Source organism: Bacillus sp. MRMR6, from assembly GCF_001940785.1.
GTDB lineage: Bacteria > Bacillota > Bacilli > Bacillales > Cytobacillaceae > Neobacillus.
In genome coordinates this window covers 1-17,590 of sequence record NZ_MSLS01000051.1, presented here as the reverse complement: position 1 = coordinate 17,590, position 17,590 = coordinate 1, and the positions used below count along the sequence as shown (strand labels likewise).

The 17,590-nt window shown below is 40.1% G+C and carries 13 protein-coding genes and 2 pseudogenes; 1 reads left to right on the top strand and 14 read right to left on the bottom strand.

The window, feature by feature from the left end; translation table 11 throughout:
- Positions 1-714: 714 nt before the first annotated feature.
- From purT to purK, 10 genes and pseudogenes are all read right to left on the bottom strand, one after another.
- Positions 715-839 (bottom strand): annotated as a pseudogene (purT, locus tag BTR25_RS28330) (phosphoribosylglycinamide formyltransferase 2); the annotation flags it as partial.
- Between the two features lie 14 nt (positions 840-853).
- Positions 854-2,116 (bottom strand): phosphoribosylamine--glycine ligase, encoded by a 1,263-nt coding sequence (gene purD / locus BTR25_RS25490; RefSeq protein ID WP_075690776.1) that lies wholly within the window; start codon positions 2,114-2,116, stop codon positions 854-856.
- Positions 2,117-2,130: 14 nt separating this feature from the next.
- Complete coding sequence (purH, locus tag BTR25_RS25485) at positions 2,131-3,663, bottom strand: bifunctional phosphoribosylaminoimidazolecarboxamide formyltransferase/IMP cyclohydrolase (RefSeq protein WP_083652568.1); 1,533 nt, start codon at positions 3,661-3,663, stop codon at positions 2,131-2,133.
- Complete coding sequence (purN, locus tag BTR25_RS25480) at positions 3,660-4,238, bottom strand: phosphoribosylglycinamide formyltransferase (protein WP_083652567.1); 579 nt, start codon at positions 4,236-4,238, stop codon at positions 3,660-3,662. The genes purH and purN overlap by 4 nt, the downstream gene beginning before the upstream one ends.
- The gene (gene purM, locus BTR25_RS25475; RefSeq protein WP_075690775.1) at positions 4,235-5,275 is read right to left on the bottom strand and encodes a phosphoribosylformylglycinamidine cyclo-ligase; all 1,041 of its coding nucleotides are present in this window, start codon (positions 5,273-5,275) and stop codon (positions 4,235-4,237) included. The genes purN and purM overlap by 4 nt, the downstream gene beginning before the upstream one ends.
- A 14-nt stretch (positions 5,276-5,289) precedes the next feature.
- Positions 5,290-7,578: a phosphoribosylformylglycinamidine synthase subunit PurL gene (gene purL, locus BTR25_RS25470; protein WP_075690774.1), complete on the bottom strand. Its 2,289-nt coding sequence runs from the start codon at positions 7,576-7,578 to the stop codon at positions 5,290-5,292.
- Positions 7,565-8,248, bottom strand: a complete 684-nt coding sequence (gene purQ / locus BTR25_RS25465; protein WP_075690773.1) for a phosphoribosylformylglycinamidine synthase subunit PurQ — start codon at positions 8,246-8,248, stop codon at positions 7,565-7,567. The genes purL and purQ overlap by 14 nt, the downstream gene beginning before the upstream one ends.
- A gap of 18 nt (positions 8,249-8,266) precedes the next feature.
- Positions 8,267-8,515 carry a phosphoribosylformylglycinamidine synthase subunit PurS gene (purS, locus tag BTR25_RS25460; RefSeq protein WP_075690772.1) on the bottom strand — a complete coding sequence of 83 codons (249 nt, stop codon included), beginning with the start codon at positions 8,513-8,515 and terminating at the stop codon, positions 8,267-8,269.
- Positions 8,508-9,227: a phosphoribosylaminoimidazolesuccinocarboxamide synthase gene (gene purC / locus BTR25_RS25455; protein WP_075690771.1), complete on the bottom strand. Its 720-nt coding sequence runs from the start codon at positions 9,225-9,227 to the stop codon at positions 8,508-8,510. The genes purS and purC overlap by 8 nt, the downstream gene beginning before the upstream one ends.
- Positions 9,228-9,256: 29 nt before the next feature.
- Positions 9,257-10,426, bottom strand: a complete 1,170-nt coding sequence (gene purK, locus BTR25_RS25450; protein WP_075690770.1) for a 5-(carboxyamino)imidazole ribonucleotide synthase — start codon at positions 10,424-10,426, stop codon at positions 9,257-9,259.
- 156 nt (positions 10,427-10,582) lie between these two features.
- Between purK and purF the strand changes: the two genes are divergently transcribed.
- Positions 10,583-11,962 carry an amidophosphoribosyltransferase gene (gene purF / locus BTR25_RS25445; RefSeq protein ID WP_075690769.1) on the top strand — a complete coding sequence of 460 codons (1,380 nt, stop codon included), beginning with the start codon at positions 10,583-10,585 and terminating at the stop codon, positions 11,960-11,962.
- A 246-nt stretch (positions 11,963-12,208) separates the two neighbouring features.
- Here the strand turns inward: purF and BTR25_RS25440 are convergent, their stop codons facing one another.
- The 4 genes and pseudogenes from BTR25_RS25440 to BTR25_RS25425 form a co-directional block, all read right to left on the bottom strand.
- Positions 12,209-12,529: a hypothetical protein gene (locus BTR25_RS25440; RefSeq protein ID WP_075690768.1), complete on the bottom strand. Its 321-nt coding sequence runs from the start codon at positions 12,527-12,529 to the stop codon at positions 12,209-12,211.
- Positions 12,530-12,823: 294 nt separating this feature from the next.
- Entirely contained in the window at positions 12,824-13,804 is a 981-nt protein-coding gene (locus BTR25_RS25430) for a hypothetical protein (RefSeq protein ID WP_139311343.1), read from the bottom strand.
- 237 nt (positions 13,805-14,041) lie between these two features.
- Entirely contained in the window at positions 14,042-14,896 is an 855-nt protein-coding gene (locus tag BTR25_RS28795; protein WP_483295289.1) for an OmpL47-type beta-barrel domain-containing protein, read from the bottom strand.
- Positions 14,888-16,954 (bottom strand): annotated as a pseudogene (locus BTR25_RS25425) (pectate lyase family protein); the annotation flags it as partial. The gene BTR25_RS28795 and the pseudogene BTR25_RS25425, both read right to left, overlap by 9 nt.
- Between the last annotated feature and the right edge of the window lie 636 nt (positions 16,955-17,590).

Genomic DNA, 17,590 nt, shown 5'->3' with positions numbered 1-17,590 from the left:
ACACTTGTATAGTCGTATTTCACAGATGTTTCAGCTCCCTCATAACAGTTTGAATAATGTGCTCATCCACGCCGTTGTTGAAGGAGATTTCTATGTTTGCCGTTTTGATCGTGCAAGCGTTATTGTAAGAGGGTGCTGATGAAGTGGATGAATATGAAACTTTATTTTCGGAATGTAATGTAACGGGGACGATTGTAAGTTTTTGTTCTGGCATATGAAAAGCACCTCCTTAAATTGATACATTCATCGTACCAGGAGGCGCTACGTGTTTATATGCGTATTTTGATTGGGGGCTTACCCCCTAATAGACTGTGGAGGAATAAATTTATTAAAAACGTTAAGAAGTATTGATATATGGCGGGACTGTGTGGGAATCGAACCCACCAGACCTGGCACGCAGGTCTCAAGCAGTTTTGAAGACCCGGTGTCCTCACTAAGGTAATTTACTATGTTCATTAACAAGATGATTTCCCGCCAAATCAACATTTGATGAAATCTTATTAGCAAATGTCACTAGTATCATTCTAAAAAAGTCACTTGTACCTTTGTCAAATCCATTAATATTAGTATAAGCTGGATATTTAATTTTGACAACAAGGTCAATTAAATGTAAGCCCGAAATAAAAAATAAGCGCACCATCACGGTACGCATTACAAATAACTGTAGATCATGATTTTTCAAATGGTTATTCCATTTTAGCAGCCACATTCTACCACATGCATGGTCGGAGCAAATTCATATCGTTCTACTGCTATAGTCTCAATTCCAAGCCGCTGAGCTTCAATCACTACTTCTTTTCCAAGTTACCTGATCCCAGAAGTAAAACTTTTTTAGTGATACATTTCAAACCCTTCAATGGAATGCTTTAGAACCAATATCTGTTCTGAAATGGGCACCTTCAAAAGATATCTTACCTACAGATTGATAAGCAAGATCCCTCGCTTCTTTAAGATCTTTACCAATCGCAGTAATCCCAAGGACACGGCCTCCATTTGTTATAATTTCACTATTCTTTTTAGAGGTACCGGCATGAAATACAATAGCAGGAGAATGAACAAGGTCTAATCCCTTAATTTCTTTCCCTCTTTCATATATGCCGGGATAGCCGGCTGATGCCATAACTACACAGACAGCAGAAGCATCCTTCCACTTCACTTCTATATTTTCCAGTTCTCTAGAAAGACTTGAAATTATGATTTCAACTAAGTCCGTTTCTAACAGAGGAAGAACAACCTGTGTTTCAGGATCGCCAAAGCGAGCATTATATTCAATTACCTTCGGGCCCTCTTTCGTCAGCATTAATCCTGTATACAGAATCCCTTCAAAAGGACAGCCTTCTTCAACTAGAGCTTTTGCTGTCGGCACGACTATTTCACTGATGATCCTATTAACAATTGAGACATCAATATGAGGTAATGGTGCGTAAGTTCCCATTCCACCTGTGTTGGGTCCCTGATCACCGTTAAATATCGGCTTATGATCCTGCGCAGGAACCATCGGCTTTACTGTTGTCCCATTTACGAAAGCAAGTAGTGTCATTTCTTCCCCTTCGAGATATTCCTCGATCACCACCCTGGCTCCTGCCGAGCCAAACACTGATTCTTCCATTATATTTTGAAGCGCTCCCTCTGCTTCTTTCATGTTTTTTGCCACAACGACTCCTTTTCCCGCAGCTAAGCCGTCCGCTTTTATCACAATCGGTGCTCCTTCAAGGCGAACATATGCTAGTGCTTCCTGATAGTTCGTAAATACAGCATATTTAGCAGTTGGAATATGATACTTCAACATTAGTTCTTTAGCGAATGCTTTACTTCCCTCAATCATAGCCGCTTCTTTGGAAGGGCCGAATACCGCTAATCCCTGTTGTTTAAAATAATTGACGATTCCTTTTAAGAGAGGCTCTTCCGGACCAACAAAAGTAATGTCAATTTGTTCTTTTATTGCAAAATCTGCTAACTTTTCAATGTCGGAAACAGAAATAGGCACACATTCTGCTAATTCCGAAATCCCGGGATTTCCAGGAGCACAATAAATCTGATCAATTTTGGGGCTTTGTGATAATTTCCAAACAATCGCATGTTCACGGCCGCCTCCCCCTACAACGAATACCTTCACTTTGCTCTGACCTCCTAGTGTTTAAAATGCCTTATCCCTGTCAGCACCATTGTGATTCCATGTTTATTGGCAGCCTCAATAGATTCTTGATCACGAATCGATCCACCTGGTTGAATGATGGCTGTAATTCCTGCTTTGGCTGCTTCCTCAACTGTATCTGACATCGGAAAGAATGCATCGGATGCAAGGAAAGCCCCTTTTGCTTTTTCTCCCGCTTGTTCGATTGCGATTTTTACTGAGCCAACACGATTCATTTGCCCGGCACCGACTCCGATTGTTTGGAAATCCTTTGTTAATACAATGGCATTTGACTTTACATATTTGACTATTTTCCAGGCAAAAAGAAGCTGTTCCACTTCTTCTCTAGTGGGCTTTCTTTCAGTCACTACCTGGAGATCCTCAGAACGTATTTGTTTCACATCTTCCTCTTGAATTAAAAATCCGCCCGAAACGGAAGATAGTTTCACTTCAGGCTGTGATTGTTTTTCTAATTCACCAAATTTCAGTAAACGAAGATTTTTCTTTTGCTTTAAAATCTCCAATGCCTCTTGATCGAAATCGGGGGCCATGATAATTTCAAGAAATAATTCTCTCATTTTCTCTGCGGTAGGTTTATCAATAATACGATTTGCAGCAATGATACCGCCAAAAATAGAGACCGGATCAGATTCGTATGCTTTTTGATAAGCCTCAAAGATGGAATTTCCAATACCGACTCCACATGGGTTTGTGTGTTTCACTGCCACTACAGCAGGTTGGTCAAATTCCCTCACGAGGGCTAATGCTGCATCGGCATCATTAATGTTATTATAGGACAGTTCTTTTCCATGCAATTGTTCGGCAGTGGTCAATGAAGCGGCAGTGGTTAAAGGTTTTCGATAAAAAGCTGCTTTTTGATCAGGATTCTCTCCATAACGCAAATCCTGTGCCTTTTCGAATGTCACAGTATACTGATCCGGCCATTCTTCTCCAACCTGCTTGGTTAAATAATCGGAAATCAAAGCATCATAGGCTGCGGTATGGCGAAATACTTTCGCTGCCAACCTTCTTTTCGTTTCGATCGATACGTCACCATTTTTCATTTCATTTAAAATAATTGGATAATCTTTCGCATCGACAACAACCGTTACAAACACATGGTTTTTTGCAGCCGAACGGAGCATTGTAGGACCGCCTATATCAATGTTTTCAATCGCTTCTTCATATGTAACATTTGGTTTAGAAATGGTTTCTTTAAAAGGATATAAATTGACTACCACTAAATCAATCGGCTGAATTCCCAGTTCTTCTATTTGCTTTCGATGTTCTTCTTTATTCATTATCGCTAAAAGACCACTATGGATATTTGGATGAAGGGTTTTCACCCGTCCATCCAGGATTTCTGGAAAACCAGTCACATCAGAAATACCGGTTACCTTTACTCCCTCTTCAGCCAACAATTTCGCTGTACCACCTGTTGAAATGATTTCAAATTCGAGTCTCTCTAATTCTTTTGCAAATTCAACTATTCCCATTTTATCCGAAACACTAATTAGGGCTCGTCTCATTTATATCCCCCTATATTCACAAGATCTTGTAAAACTTCAGGTAACAATTGGTGCTCCTGCTCTTGTATTTTTTTCATTAAAGAATCTCTTGTCTCTTTCGGATCGATCATGATGGCCCGCTGTGCAATAATAGGACCTGTATCCATCCCCTCATCTACGTAATGCACCGTGATACCCGTGATTTTCACCCCGTATCCCAGCGCTTGTCCAATCGCATCTTTTCCTTTAAAAGCAGGCAGCAAAGAAGGATGGACATTGATAATTTCCCCCTCAAAAGCGTGCAGCAATATTGATCCAAGCAGTCGCATATATCCTGCTAATACAATAAAATCCGTCCCGCTTTCCGTTAATTTTTCAAGAATTTCTTCTTCATAGGCTTGCTTGTTTGGATATTCCTTTGCCCTAAACGTAAAAACTGCGATTAAAGCTTCCTTTGCCTTTTTGACTGCAAGGGCTTCAGGGTTGTCACTAACCAATAACACTATTTCTACATTTGTGATTTGTTTGGTTTCAATCGATTTTAGGATTGCTGCGAAATTACTGCCCGTTCCTGAAGCAAAAACAGCTATTTTCATACATGTCCCTTCTTGATAATTACCTCTTCCGTGCCTCTTTCAACGATTCCAATAACGGAAGCATCTTCACCTAAGCTTTGAAGATGGTCTAAAACAGCCTCTTTGTCATCCAAATCAACGAATAAAATCATGCCGATTCCCATATTAAACGTACGATACATATCAAAATCACTGATATTGCCTGCTTGCTGGATGAACGAAAAAATATTTTGCACGTTCCACGTTCCGGCCTCGATTGCAGCCTGTAAACCTGTGGGAAGAATCCGTGGAATATTGTCATAAAAGCCGCCTCCCGTTACATGCACCAGACCATAGACAGGAAATTTCTTTATCGTTGAAAGAATGGATTTTACATATATTTTTGTTGGTTCAAGAAGCACGCCCCCTAATTCAGCCTCTAATTCTGGAACATAGTCTGTTAAAGAAAGTTTTGCATCCTCCAAAAGGACTTTCCGGACAAGTGAAAACCCGTTGCTATGTACACCGCTTGAAGCTAAACCAATAAGAACTTGCCCTTCTTTTATTTTCGATCCATCAATTACCCGCTTTTGATCGACCATGCCGACCGTAAATCCAGCGATATCGTATTCCCCGTTTCCGTACATGTCTGGCATCTCTGCTGTTTCCCCGCCAATTAAGGCACAGCCGGCCTGAAGACATCCATCTGCAATCCCTTTTATAATGGCTTCTATTTTTTCAGGAACGATTTTCCCGCAAGCGAGATAGTCAAGGAAAAAAAGGGGCTCAGCCCCTTGAACGATCACATCGTTCACACACATGGCAACGGCATCAATTCCAATTGTGTCATGCTGATCCATGGCAAAGGCAATTTTCAACTTGGTACCGACACCATCCGTGCCCGAAACAAAAACAGGTTCTTCCATCTCGGCTAAATTGGGTTTAAAAAGTGCTCCAAATCCCCCTAAACCAGTTAAAACTTCTGGTCGAAACGTTTTTTTGACATGTTTCTTCATTCGTTCCACAGCTTCATTTCCGGCATCGATATCCACTCCGGCTTGCCTGTACGCATCGCTCATTGGACTAGCTCCCTTTACGGTAAATTTGTTGAAATTTCTTGGATGTTCAGCTTTTTAATTCTTCCGGCACGCATTATTTCCGGAATAGCATTTTTCCAGGCTTTCTCCAAAGTAGTAATTCTCTGTGAAATCACGATTTTTCCCTTATGCTCGATCGAAAGCTCATTCCCTTTCACGATGCCAATTTTTTTAAAAGGTACCTGCATGTGTTTTGCCATATCAATTACCTTGTCCTTATTTTCCGTGGCAATGGAAAGAATGATGCGTGATTGCGACTCACTAAACAGACAAAAGTCTGTCCGCAGTTCATCAGTTAAGTGAATTTCTGCTCCCAAATTTCCTCCGATACAGCTTTCAGCCAATGCTACAGCTAACCCGCCTTCCGCTGTATCATGGGCAGACTGAACCAATCCTTCTTGAATCGCCTTGAGAGTAAATACCTGAATGTTTCGTTCAAGCTCTAAGTCAATTTGTGGCGGCCGCCCTTCCGTTTTTCCGGTCATTGCTTTTTGGTATTCGGAACCGCCAATTTCTGTTTTTGTTTCTCCAGCTAAAAAGATGATGTCGCCTTCTTTTTTAAATTCCTGGGTAGTGATATGATCAACATCTTTGATTAAGCCTACCATTCCAATGGTTGGTGTTGGAAAAATCGCTTCACCGTTTGTTTCGTTATAAAGACTGACGTTACCGCCTATAACCGGGGTATTCAGCTGACGGCATGCTCCACTAATCCCATCTGCGGCTTTTTCCAACTGCCAGAAAATTTCCGGTTTTTCCGGGCTGCCAAAGTTTAAATTATCGGTAATGGCAAGTGGCTCTGCACCGGAACAAACGACATTACGCGCTGCTTCTGCTACCGCAATCGCCCCTCCTGTATACGGATCAAGATAGACATACCTTCCGTTGCAATCCGTTGTCATTGCCAAAGCTTTCCGGGTTCCCCGAATCGCAATCACCGCGGCATCCGAACCGGGAATGACGGCGGTATTAGTTCTCACCATATAGTCGTACTGCTGATACACCCATTCTTTGCTGGCAATTGTCGGGGAGGCCATCAGTTTCAAGATAATGGAATTGTAGTCATTCGGTTCTTTGATGGTTGCAGTAGGATCCAAAGATGAATATTGTTCATAATAAGGAGCCACTTTGGATGGCTTACAATAAACCGGTGCATCTTCAGCAAGCTTATCCACCGGGATTTCAGCAACAACTTCACTCTTGTGCAGTAATCGGAGCTGGTTATCGTCTGTAACTCTTCCAATAACAGCAGAATGGAGACCCCATTTATCAAAAATCTTCTTAACTTCCGCCTCTTTTCCTTTTTTCGATACCACCAGCATTCGTTCCTGGGACTCGGAGAGCATCATTTCATAGGCACTCATTCCTCTTTCGCGTTGGGGAACGAGGTCAAGATTCAATTCAATGCCATTTCCCGCTTTACTTGCCATTTCAGAACTGGAGCTGGTTAACCCGGCCGCCCCCATATCTTGAATCCCAACAACATGGCCGGATGCAATTAACTCCAGCGTTGCTTCCAGCAATAATTTTTCCATAAATGGATCGCCCACCTGAACGGCTGGGCGTTTGGATTCAGAGTTTTCGCTCAATTCCTCCGAAGCGAATGTTGCACCATGTATGCCGTCTCTGCCAGTAGAAGCCCCCACATAAATGACAGGGTTGCCAATTCCTTTCGCTTCACCTTTTTGAATTTCATCATGATTTATTAGACCCACACACATCGCGTTTACAAGGGGATTCCCCTCATACGATGAATCAAAATAAATCTCCCCGCCAACAGTAGGAATCCCCATACAGTTTCCATATCCGGCAATACCGGCGACGACGTTTTCAAAGGTAAATTTTGTTTTTGGGTTATCGAGTTCTCCAAACCGCAGTGAATTCAATAGGGCAATCGGGCGGGCTCCCATCGAAAAAACATCTCGGATGATCCCGCCGACTCCGGTAGCAGCACCTTGATAAGGTTCAATCGCCGAAGGATGATTGTGGCTTTCCATTTTAAAAACAACCGCTTGGTGATCACCGATATCCACAATACCAGCTCCTTCCCCAGGACCCTGCAAAACATGCGGACCGGTGGTGGGAAATCGTTTTAAGACCACCTTTGAATTTTTATAGCTGCAATGCTCGGACCACATCACACTAAAAATACCCGTTTCTGTATAATTTGGTTTTCTTCCGAGTATTTCAATGACTTTATCAAACTCTTCATCCGTCAATCCCATTTGGCGATAGATTTTTTGTTCGTAAATTTGCTCCGGGCTTGGTTCGTTAAGCTGTTCCATGTTGTTTCCTCCAGTTAGTAAAAATTGATGAAAACATTCGTTTACCGTCATCTCCACCAAGCCATTTGTGTACTGCACGTTCGGGATGAGGCATTAATCCTAAAACATTTCCTCTTTCATTAATCACTCCAGCAATTTCAGAAACGGAACCATTTGGATTTGTCCCTTTGTACCTGAATACAATTTGCTTGTTTCTTTCTAATTGTTCCAATGTTTCTTGATCACAATAATAGTTCCCATCTCCATGGGCAATCGGAATACGAATCGTTTCACCATGCAGATATTCTGAGGTAAATGGTGTTTGGTTGTTTTCAACTGTTAATGGAATCACTTCACTATGAAATTTTAAACGCTGATTTCTGCGTAAAGCCCCAGGCAATAGACCTGCTTCTGTTAAGATTTGAAATCCATTACAAACGCCCAAAATCAATTTTCCTTCTTCAGCTGCTTTTTTTACTTCATCCATAACGGGAGACAGACTTGCAACAGCCCCCGGCCGCAAATAATCCCCATATGAAAATCCCCCCGGAAGCAGAATAGCATCGTATTTTGATAAGTCTGTTTCTAGATGCCATACATATTCAACCGGCTGTTCCACTGTATCGATAACAGCTTTATACATATCTATATCGCAGTTTGAGCCAGGAAATACAAGGACAGCAAATTTCACTTTCATTCCCTCCTTTCTTTACGATTTGTTTATCTCAAAATAATAGTCTTCTATAACGGTATTGGCTAAAAGCCTTTCGCACATTTCATTTACACGTTCCTCTGCCATCTTTTGATCATCACTATTGATTTCAAGCTCCATGTATTTGCCGATTCTTACATCTCCCACTTCGTCGTATCCAAGTGTATGCAGCGATTCTTGAACAGCATTTCCTTGCGGGTCCAATACACTTTCCCTTAATGTTACGTATACAGTTGCCTTAAACACCGATACTACCCCCAATTCTTTTTAAAATTTCTTGATACGCTCCTTCTACGTTTCCCAGGTCTCGTCTGAATCGGTCTTTATCTAACTTTTCTTTTGTTTGAGCATCCCAGAATCGGCAAGTATCGGGAGAAATTTCATCTGCCAATAGAATCTGTCCTCCCGGTGTATTACCGAACTCTAATTTAAAATCAACTAACAGTATATCCTTTCCCAAAAGAAATTCTTTCAGGATGTCATTGATTTTCAGCGCTTGACTGCGAATGATGGCTAATTCTTCCTCCGTGCAGAGTCCCAGAATATCAATGTGATCATTGTTTATGAAAGGATCACTCAGTTCATCGTTTTTGAAGTAATACTCCACTATGGGCTTTGTGAGTTTCTTCCCTTCCTCCCATCCCAATCTCTTGGCGAGGGACCCTGCGGCTATATTTCGGACTACAACCTCAATTGGGATAATCACCACTTGTTGAACAAGCTGTTCAGTTGTCGAAATTTTTTTTACAAAATGGTTGTTAACTCCTTTTTCCTTTAAAAAGCTAAGGAAAATAGAACTAATCTCGTTATTCATCGTGCCTTTCCCCGCGATTTCTCCTTTTTTCTCCCCATTAAAAGCAGTGGCATCATCTTTATACTCAATCCAATAGATTTCAGGTTCTGATGTTTTGAATACCTTTTTCGCTTTACCCTCGTAAAGCTGTTCTAATTTTTCCAATGCCCTGTCCCCTTTACTAATGTGGAGATTCAATCCCAAATTTGCAGTTCATGTATTTGATGAAAAATTTGCTCATGGGTTGCTCCCAAAAAATTAATATGTCCCATTTTCCTATTCTCTTTGCATTCTTTTTTTCCATATAAATGGAGCTTGGCGGATGGAGGAAGCCGGTCAATTTTCTCTGTCACTTTGTCCAAATGCTGACCTAAAATATTTACCATGATAATCGGGCTTAAAAGGGACGTATCGCCGAGCGGAAGTCCGCAGATTGCCCGAATATGCTGTTCAAATTGCGAAGTAAAACATGCATCCATCGAATAATGCCCTGAATTATGAGGTCTTGGAGCTAATTCATTGACCAAAATATCACCCTCGTTAGTTAAGAACATTTCAATCGCAAGTAGACCGACTACCTGCAACGATTCGGCAATTATTAATGCAAGGGTCTCAGCTTGAAGCTTTTGTTCATCCGTGATTCTGGCTGGTACGATTGACTGATGAAGAATATTATTAATATGAACGTTCTCAGAAACAGGGAATGTCTTTACCTCACCTTGAACGCTTCGAGCAACAATCACCGATAATTCCTTGTTAAAAGGTATAAATTTTTCAATGATCATGTCCATTTCAGCTTTTTTCCAAGTCTCAATTGCCATCGGAATATCTACTTGACTTCTGATCACCCATTGGCCTTTCCCATCGTAGCCCCCTTCCGTTGTTTTCATGACAAAAGGTAGATTAAAAAGCTTATATGCCTTGTGAATGTCTTCTTCTGAATGGATGACGAAAAATGGAGCCACGGGCACATCGTAGGATGCTAACGTTGATTTTTCACGATTCCGATTTTGAGTTATTTTAAGGAGATCACTTCCTTGAGGCACCAAGGATGACGTTTCTAAAATAGCTGCAACGTTGGCATTAACATTTTCAAATTCATATGTAATTACGTCTGATGAATTTGCTAATTCCTTTGCAGCAGTGAGATCGGAAAAGGAAGCGACAATCTGGCGGTCTGAAGCTTGTCCACATGGGGAATCGGGGGTAGGATCTAATGTAATAAAGCGATATCCCATATTTCTTCCGGCTAGCGTCATCATCCTCCCCAGCTGACCTCCACCTAAAATACCGATAGTGGATCCGGGTTTTATTACAGGTGTCAAACTGGTCTCCTCCTTTATTCCGACAGGGTATGCTGTCATGTATCATTCCTTTTAGGTTAACCTTCAACAACCTTTTTTACTTTATTAATTCCTCATTGTTCAAAAATGTTTTCAATGAAAACAGTAATTTAATAGGATAGAAATTCACCTTTCGCCCCAAAATAAAAGAATGATTTGGTACGGGGGGATGAAAAAATGGAATTAGAATTGCGGGAGAAATGCGGAGTTTTTGGGATATTTAATCACCCTAAGGCCGCCGATTTGAGCTATTACGGACTTCATGCTCTTCAGCATCGAGGCCAAGAGAGTGCCGGAATTGTTGCAAGCGATGGGAAAACCTTTCGACATCACAGGGGAATGGGTTTGGTTACACAAGTATTTTCCCGAAATATCCTTGATGGACTAACCGGAAATATGGCGATTGGACATGTAAGGTATTCCACTTCCGGAGCGAGTTTACTGCAAAACGCACAGCCTCTTGTCTTTAAATACAGCGAAGGTGGTTTGGCAGTTGCTCATAATGGAAATCTAGTTAATGCACACATTGAACGAAATGTCTTACAGCAGCAAGGAGCGATTTTTCAGACTACAACGGATACGGAAATCATTGCTCACCTCATAGCTCGGTCAAGTAAAAAATACTTTTCACAAGCTGCCCCCGAGGTACTAAAGATACTTGACGGTTCATTTGCCGTGCTGATCATGACAGAAAAACAAATGCTGGTTGCCTTAGATCGCCAAGGCTTACGGCCGCTTAGCCTTGGGAAAATTGGTGAATCAATCGTTACCGCCTCAGAAACCTGTGCTTTAAATGCCGTTAATGCTACGTTTTGGAGGGACGTTGAACCTGGCGAGTGGCTTCTGATTGATGAAAAAGGTATCCAAACAGGGCGTTTTGCCGTAAAAGGGGAGGTCTCCCTTTGTTCCTTTGAATTTGTTTATTTTGCCCGTCCTGATAGTGTCATTCAGGGAAGAAGTGTTTTGGCCATTAGAAAAGAGTTAGGTCAAATATTAGCAAAAGAACATCCTGTACAAGCTGACGTTGTTTTGGCTGTTCCTGAATCGAGTGTTCCTGCGGCACTTGGTTATTCTCAACAATCAGGAATCCCATATGAAATGGGGATCATCAAAAATCCATATGCCGGCAGATCATTTATTGAGCCAACACAGGAATTACGCGATTTAGCAGTGCGTCTTAAATTAAGCGCTGTTCAAGAAATACTTGAGGACAAGAAAGTGGTACTTGTTGATGATTCCATTGTTCGGGGAACAACCAGCAAGCGCATAGTCGAACTGATTCGACAAGCAGGTGCTAAGGAAGTCCATGTCAGAATTACTTCACCCATGGTAAGAAATCCGTGCTTCTATGGTATTGATATGCCGACAAAAGAGGAGTTATTTGCTAATAGACATGAACATGAACGAGCAATGGGAGATGTAATTGGCGCGGATTCATTAGCGTTTTTAAGCACTGAAGGTTTATTGGAGGCGGTTGATGTAGATCTTGCAGAAACCAGCAGTAGTTGTATAGCCTGTTTTAGCGGAGCTTATCCGACTAAATTATATTTGAAATGAATAGTATTACACATCTGATTAGAACAAAGGCCATAAAGAAAGAAGGACAACCTGGTTAGTCCTTCTACTCATTACATTTAAACAAAAAACAGTAGTGGGAAAGGTACCCAGTACTGTCTTTTTAACACTCCCTTGTTTAACCTATTATTAGATAACAGATTGATAAAAGAAACCTGATTTTGCAACAAGTAATTTTAGTTAATAAAAGGGATTTAAACCTTCTAAATGCTCACTGTCTTATAGTAATTAATAATAAGTACTTTCAGTAAACCCGCATTTTCTGCATTCTCTCTTGCCTGTGCTTTCCAAAAAAATATGATTACAGTGAAGCTGGATGCTGTTGATTTTTCCTTGTAAAGGTTGAATCCTTTGTTGTAAAAAATCAATTTCTTCTTTTAATTTTTTTATTTCGCTGAAGTCCCTATTATCGATAAAATTTGGAACCATCTTGAACAAATTTAATGCTTTTTTCTTCATGCCTTCTTCAATTAATAGCTCATCTAAGAAATTATCGCTATTGGTCATTCCTCTAATATCGTAATATACCAGTGGCTTCCCATTCTTCATAAAACTTTCACTTCTCTACACTTTTTCAATTTGATTATGCCCTATTATTATCTCTAAATATTTTTCAGACTTTATCAAATTTGTTTCTTTCAAAGTCGATATTTCCTTAATTTTATTTAATTTCTGCTTGGCGGTTGCAGTTATGTTATAAGAACCTAATTTATATACTTTCCAAATACTATCATCCAATATATTCATAGCCTCAATATATTCATCAGCATTCAAACTATTCTTAGTTAAAAACAAATTAATATTACTTGCGAGCAATTTCCTAGGACGGGTAACTACATCTTCTCAGAAAGTTGCAACGTTCGCCCAAGCATCTTCGTGTTCTGAAAATGAATCATAAACTAGTTGAATTGAGTATGGATTTAATAGAGGCAGACCCCCTTTTTCAAATATATCTGAAACTTTATCAAACAAGTGATTTAAAACAATATTCATCTGTTGATCAGTAAAAGTACGATCGGGGTATTGCTGTTTGTAGTACTTTTGACATGAATTAAATAAATCCGATTTTCTCCTTACCAAAAATCCCTGTACGCCGTCTGAATTTTCTTCACTTAATAATTGTAAAGAATTTGACTTATATTCATCCATTTTTTTCTTTAGTAGTTTGTCTGCTTTTTTGGGAATCCACCATTGCCCATCGGCATAACTATAACTTAATATATTTAGAAGCTTGCTTACTCCTTTTCTACTGTTTTCTTGCATACGTTGAATCTCATCATCAAATAATTTTACCTTGTAAGAAACTGTTCGCTTTATGCTTCCAATTTGATCACTTTCAGTAAGCCCAAGCATTTTGGGAGAAAGAGTCACTTCTAAAGGAGAACTAACATAGGATAGCCTTACTCCATGCCCTTTTCCCGACAAATCCAATAGTTTCTTTTCTAAAACTGATGGTTCTTTAATATCTAATTTTTTTGATAAAGGTGTATCTATCTTTTTTTCCTCAACATCTACTTTTATTTCTTCTTCATTAGATTGCTCCATCATTAAAAACGATTCAGTATCTTCCAGCGTATTAAATAGTTCGCAATAGGAGGACCACGCAACAAGCGATTCTCTTGTTGACTCTACAGGAATAAAGGGTGGAAATTTGCATCTTTGTTTCGTTAAAGGTAATGCAAGATTCCAGTATTGATCAATTAACTCAGAAATTTTTCCTGTAGAACTTAAATCCAGTTCAAATAAAACATTAATAAAACCATTTTGGGAGTTTCCTAAACCCAATGAAGGTGCAGTACCAAACGAGGCCGAACTGCCATCCATGAGGACGGACATCGCTGTCCCTACGATGGTACCTAATGCCCAGAGCCAGGTGAGTGTCCAGAGCGTGACAGCAAACGCAATCGGAATTGAATGGACCCCAGTCTCCGGCGCTACTTATTATACCCTATACAGGGACGGCGTAAAGATTGGCAAAAAGGGTTGCCCTTAGTAGAAATTATCTACTCTTGGGGCAACCCCTTTGTATTTGTCCTAAAGACATTCGAATCTTATGTTCTTTTATCTCCCTGACAGATTGTGAGGTACTCGTACAATAACGGTAGTGACTGTCTGGTTTCCTGCCTTATCCATTGCTATATACGTAATACTATAGGTAAGATCTGCCTTTTTATTCGCTTTTTTAGCGAGCAACGTAAACGTCTTATCGAGCGTACCGTACATAGCATCTCCCACCAATTGTTCGGACACGTCATCAAGTTCACTTGGAATAATCGAGGACAGCACAACGGAATCAATCCCCGACAAACTGTCACTTGAATCAACGACCGCCGTTACTGAAACAGGTTTATTGTTGGCAGCCCAGAGTATCAGTTGATCCAATTCGACCTGAAGCGATGGTGCGGTTGTATCCAAATAGATCGAAACCGTTTTCTTCTCCTCTATATTACCGACGTTATCAACACTCCAATATGTAAGGCTATGAATGCCTTCCGAAGTAATTGTAACCGATTCGCCCGTTTGTGGAGCCCCGTTATCAATCGTGTAATAAGTTGATGCGACACCTGAATCCATATCCCTGGCCATAAAGTTCACCGTTACATCTTTATTGACCCAGCCATTTGGCGCATCGTCGGTTGTTACGGGTGCCGTCTTATCAATGTTATTGACGATAGCAACAACACTTCCTGCATTCCCCGCCGCGTCTTCAAACGTAAAGGTAAAGCTTCCATTTTGGCTAAAAGTGTACTGACCTAGCCCATTATTGTTTGTTACCGTAACAGGCTCACTTGGTATAACAGTCACAATCACATCTTTGTTGGTCAGATTGACAGCACTATAGCTGATTGTCGCTGTAGGAGCAACGGTATCGGTTGGTTCTGTTTGTTCTGTTGCCCCCTTAATAGCTACTTCCATATAAAATAGATTTGCAACATCAGCTTTTCTAATGGTATGTGAGCCAGGTGCAAGAGGCACAGTTACAACGCCATCTGTCATTGCATAACTTGTTCCATCTATGTTGACTTTTGATGTGTCTCCTGTATTAAACACTAACGTTAAGGTTGAATCTACAGTAGTCATAAAGTCAACGCTGGTCGAACTCTCCATTTTTAAAGCTTGAGTTAGGGTTAGACCATTATACACCACTGTTCCCTTACTTGTTGAAAGGTTCCCTTGAATATTGAAGAAGCTGCTAGCTTTCCCATCTGTAGTAAAGTTATGAACATTTCCTGCAGTTGGATCAGTTGGATTAGTTGGATTAGTTGGATCAGTTGGGTCTGTTGGAGTTGAATTACCCCCTACAGATACAAGTTGGGTTTTGTAATTTTTTATTTTAGACATCAGTGCTGAATTGAGGCTATACGATTTATCATCCACTGCATCATCAAATTCCCATGTGAAGTCGCCATTATTTAGGCGTCCGGCTTCTGCAGTGACAATTTGTTCAACAAGGCTTACGTCATCAATGTCAGATGCCGTTACGCCCAAATCGATGCGAGTATCAAAGTTATTATAAGTTGTTCCGCCTACTACCGTTTTGTATGAGGTTTGAACGGTTTCACTTCTTGACGAAGCTAAGTAAGCATCAAATGATGTTGCATGAGCTGGAGTTGTTCCTGCATCGGAATTGGCATAGATAAGACTTGCGGCATCAACAATCATATTGTTGTAGGCTTTAATCATTCCTCCATCTTCACCCGAGAATGTACCTTCCCCTAAAGCATCAGTACCTTGCAAGGAACTCATCATTGGATATTTGGTATTTCTAAAATAGTTTGATTCTACAAAGGATGAACTTCCTGTTGTTACACCAACACCATATTTAGAGATTCCATCAAAGAAGTTATTGTATACATGAACAGTTCCTGTTCTTATACGTGGATGACGAGAGTCTGAATGATCAAACCAGTTATGGTGGAAAGTTACAAAGAATTCTGCTGATTCATTCAAACCGACTAGAGAAGCTTTTCCGGCATCCCAGTAGTGATTGTAAGAAAGTGTAATATAGGTGGATCTACCTTTCAGGTCAGTGGAACCGTCACCTTTTGCCTGGTCGGCATCTCCTCCTGCCGTTCCATAGAAAATATCATTATGATGAATCCAAACGTTAACATTGCCAGTATCCATTGAAATGCCATCGTCTGGGAATAACGCAACCCCTAAGTTTCTTACTTCTACATTACCGACATATCTAAGCAGGATTCCCCATCCATAAGCATAAGTATCTTCCCCGATACCTTCTAATGTCATATTCATTTCCGCATAATTGGATTTACCTTTTACTTGAAGATAACCGCTGCTGTTCAGTTGTCCATACATGTCAGCATCTGTAATTTTTCCAATAAATCTGATGGCAAGCGGTGTTTTATCATAGCCTTTTTGTCTCAGGTTCAGAATATCACCTATACCCACACCTGTTGTTACAGCTCCTGAGCTGCTGGTTATCACATCATGAGTTACGGTTTGTGCATTCTTAGATGTTACATAAATAACTTGTGCGCCAGCCTTAAGTGTTCCATCCTCATTATAAGCACCTGAACCTGTGCCATATGTTGAGTTTGAGGCAAAAGCAAATCCAGATCTGTCATGTGCACCTACAGACAGCGTATTTGAAACCATACTTACGATTGAATTATCTGACAGTACTGCTTCAACTTTCATGACATATTCTCCAGTTGCAAGCCCTGCAGCATCAGCTCTCCAATACGATCCGTAGCTTCGAATTAATTCAGTATCAATTTGTTTATATTGAGAATCTGAAGCACTCGCAGATTTAACATAACCGTTATATCCCACCGCATCAGCTACAGGCGACCATTCTATATAGGCTGTTTCATTCCAACCTCCACTGTTGATTATCGAAGGACTAGCAGCATGTACCGTTGTGTTTGCGAATCCACCGAATCCGCCTGCTAGTAAAGATAGTACAAGAGAACACATTAAATAAATTTTTAATACTTTTTTTCTAACCATTAGTTCCTCCCCAGTCAATTTGTCATAGATACTTTGAAACCGCTTCCAATAGACTTCTAGTTTTATGCAGTAACTATATAATTCTTAAATAAGTATCATATAGTTCTTCCCCTTCCCCCCCTACAACGAAAATCTTTATTATTAGAAAGAGATAATGCATCTGACCTAAATACCTCTTTTAATAAACCATATTTTGAAATTAATATGATAAACGGCTTTTCCTCCATTTGAGAAAAAGGCGCGCATTTACCGATGACTTGTGGAAGAAAGCCATGTTTTATATTTTCTAACATGTTAAGGAAATCAAACAAGATGGCAAAAACACTTTCTCAACATTTATAATAATTGGAAATTTCTGATAAATATATATAATAATTTAATCCTTTTGTTTAATATTTTTAGAAAAAAATATTATTTGATAGTCTTTCGTAAGTGTCACTAAATTCAACCAATAATATCCAATAAATCATCCTAAAAAAGGGCTGACTCTTAAAAAGTTGTTTTTAACGACCTTTTGGATCAGCCTCAGAAAAATATTTCTGTGGAGCTAAACTTTTCAATAATAATTTATTTATTGGACAACAAGTATTCAGCGTCTCGGATAAGATAATCTGCATATTGTACAGAAATATGCTT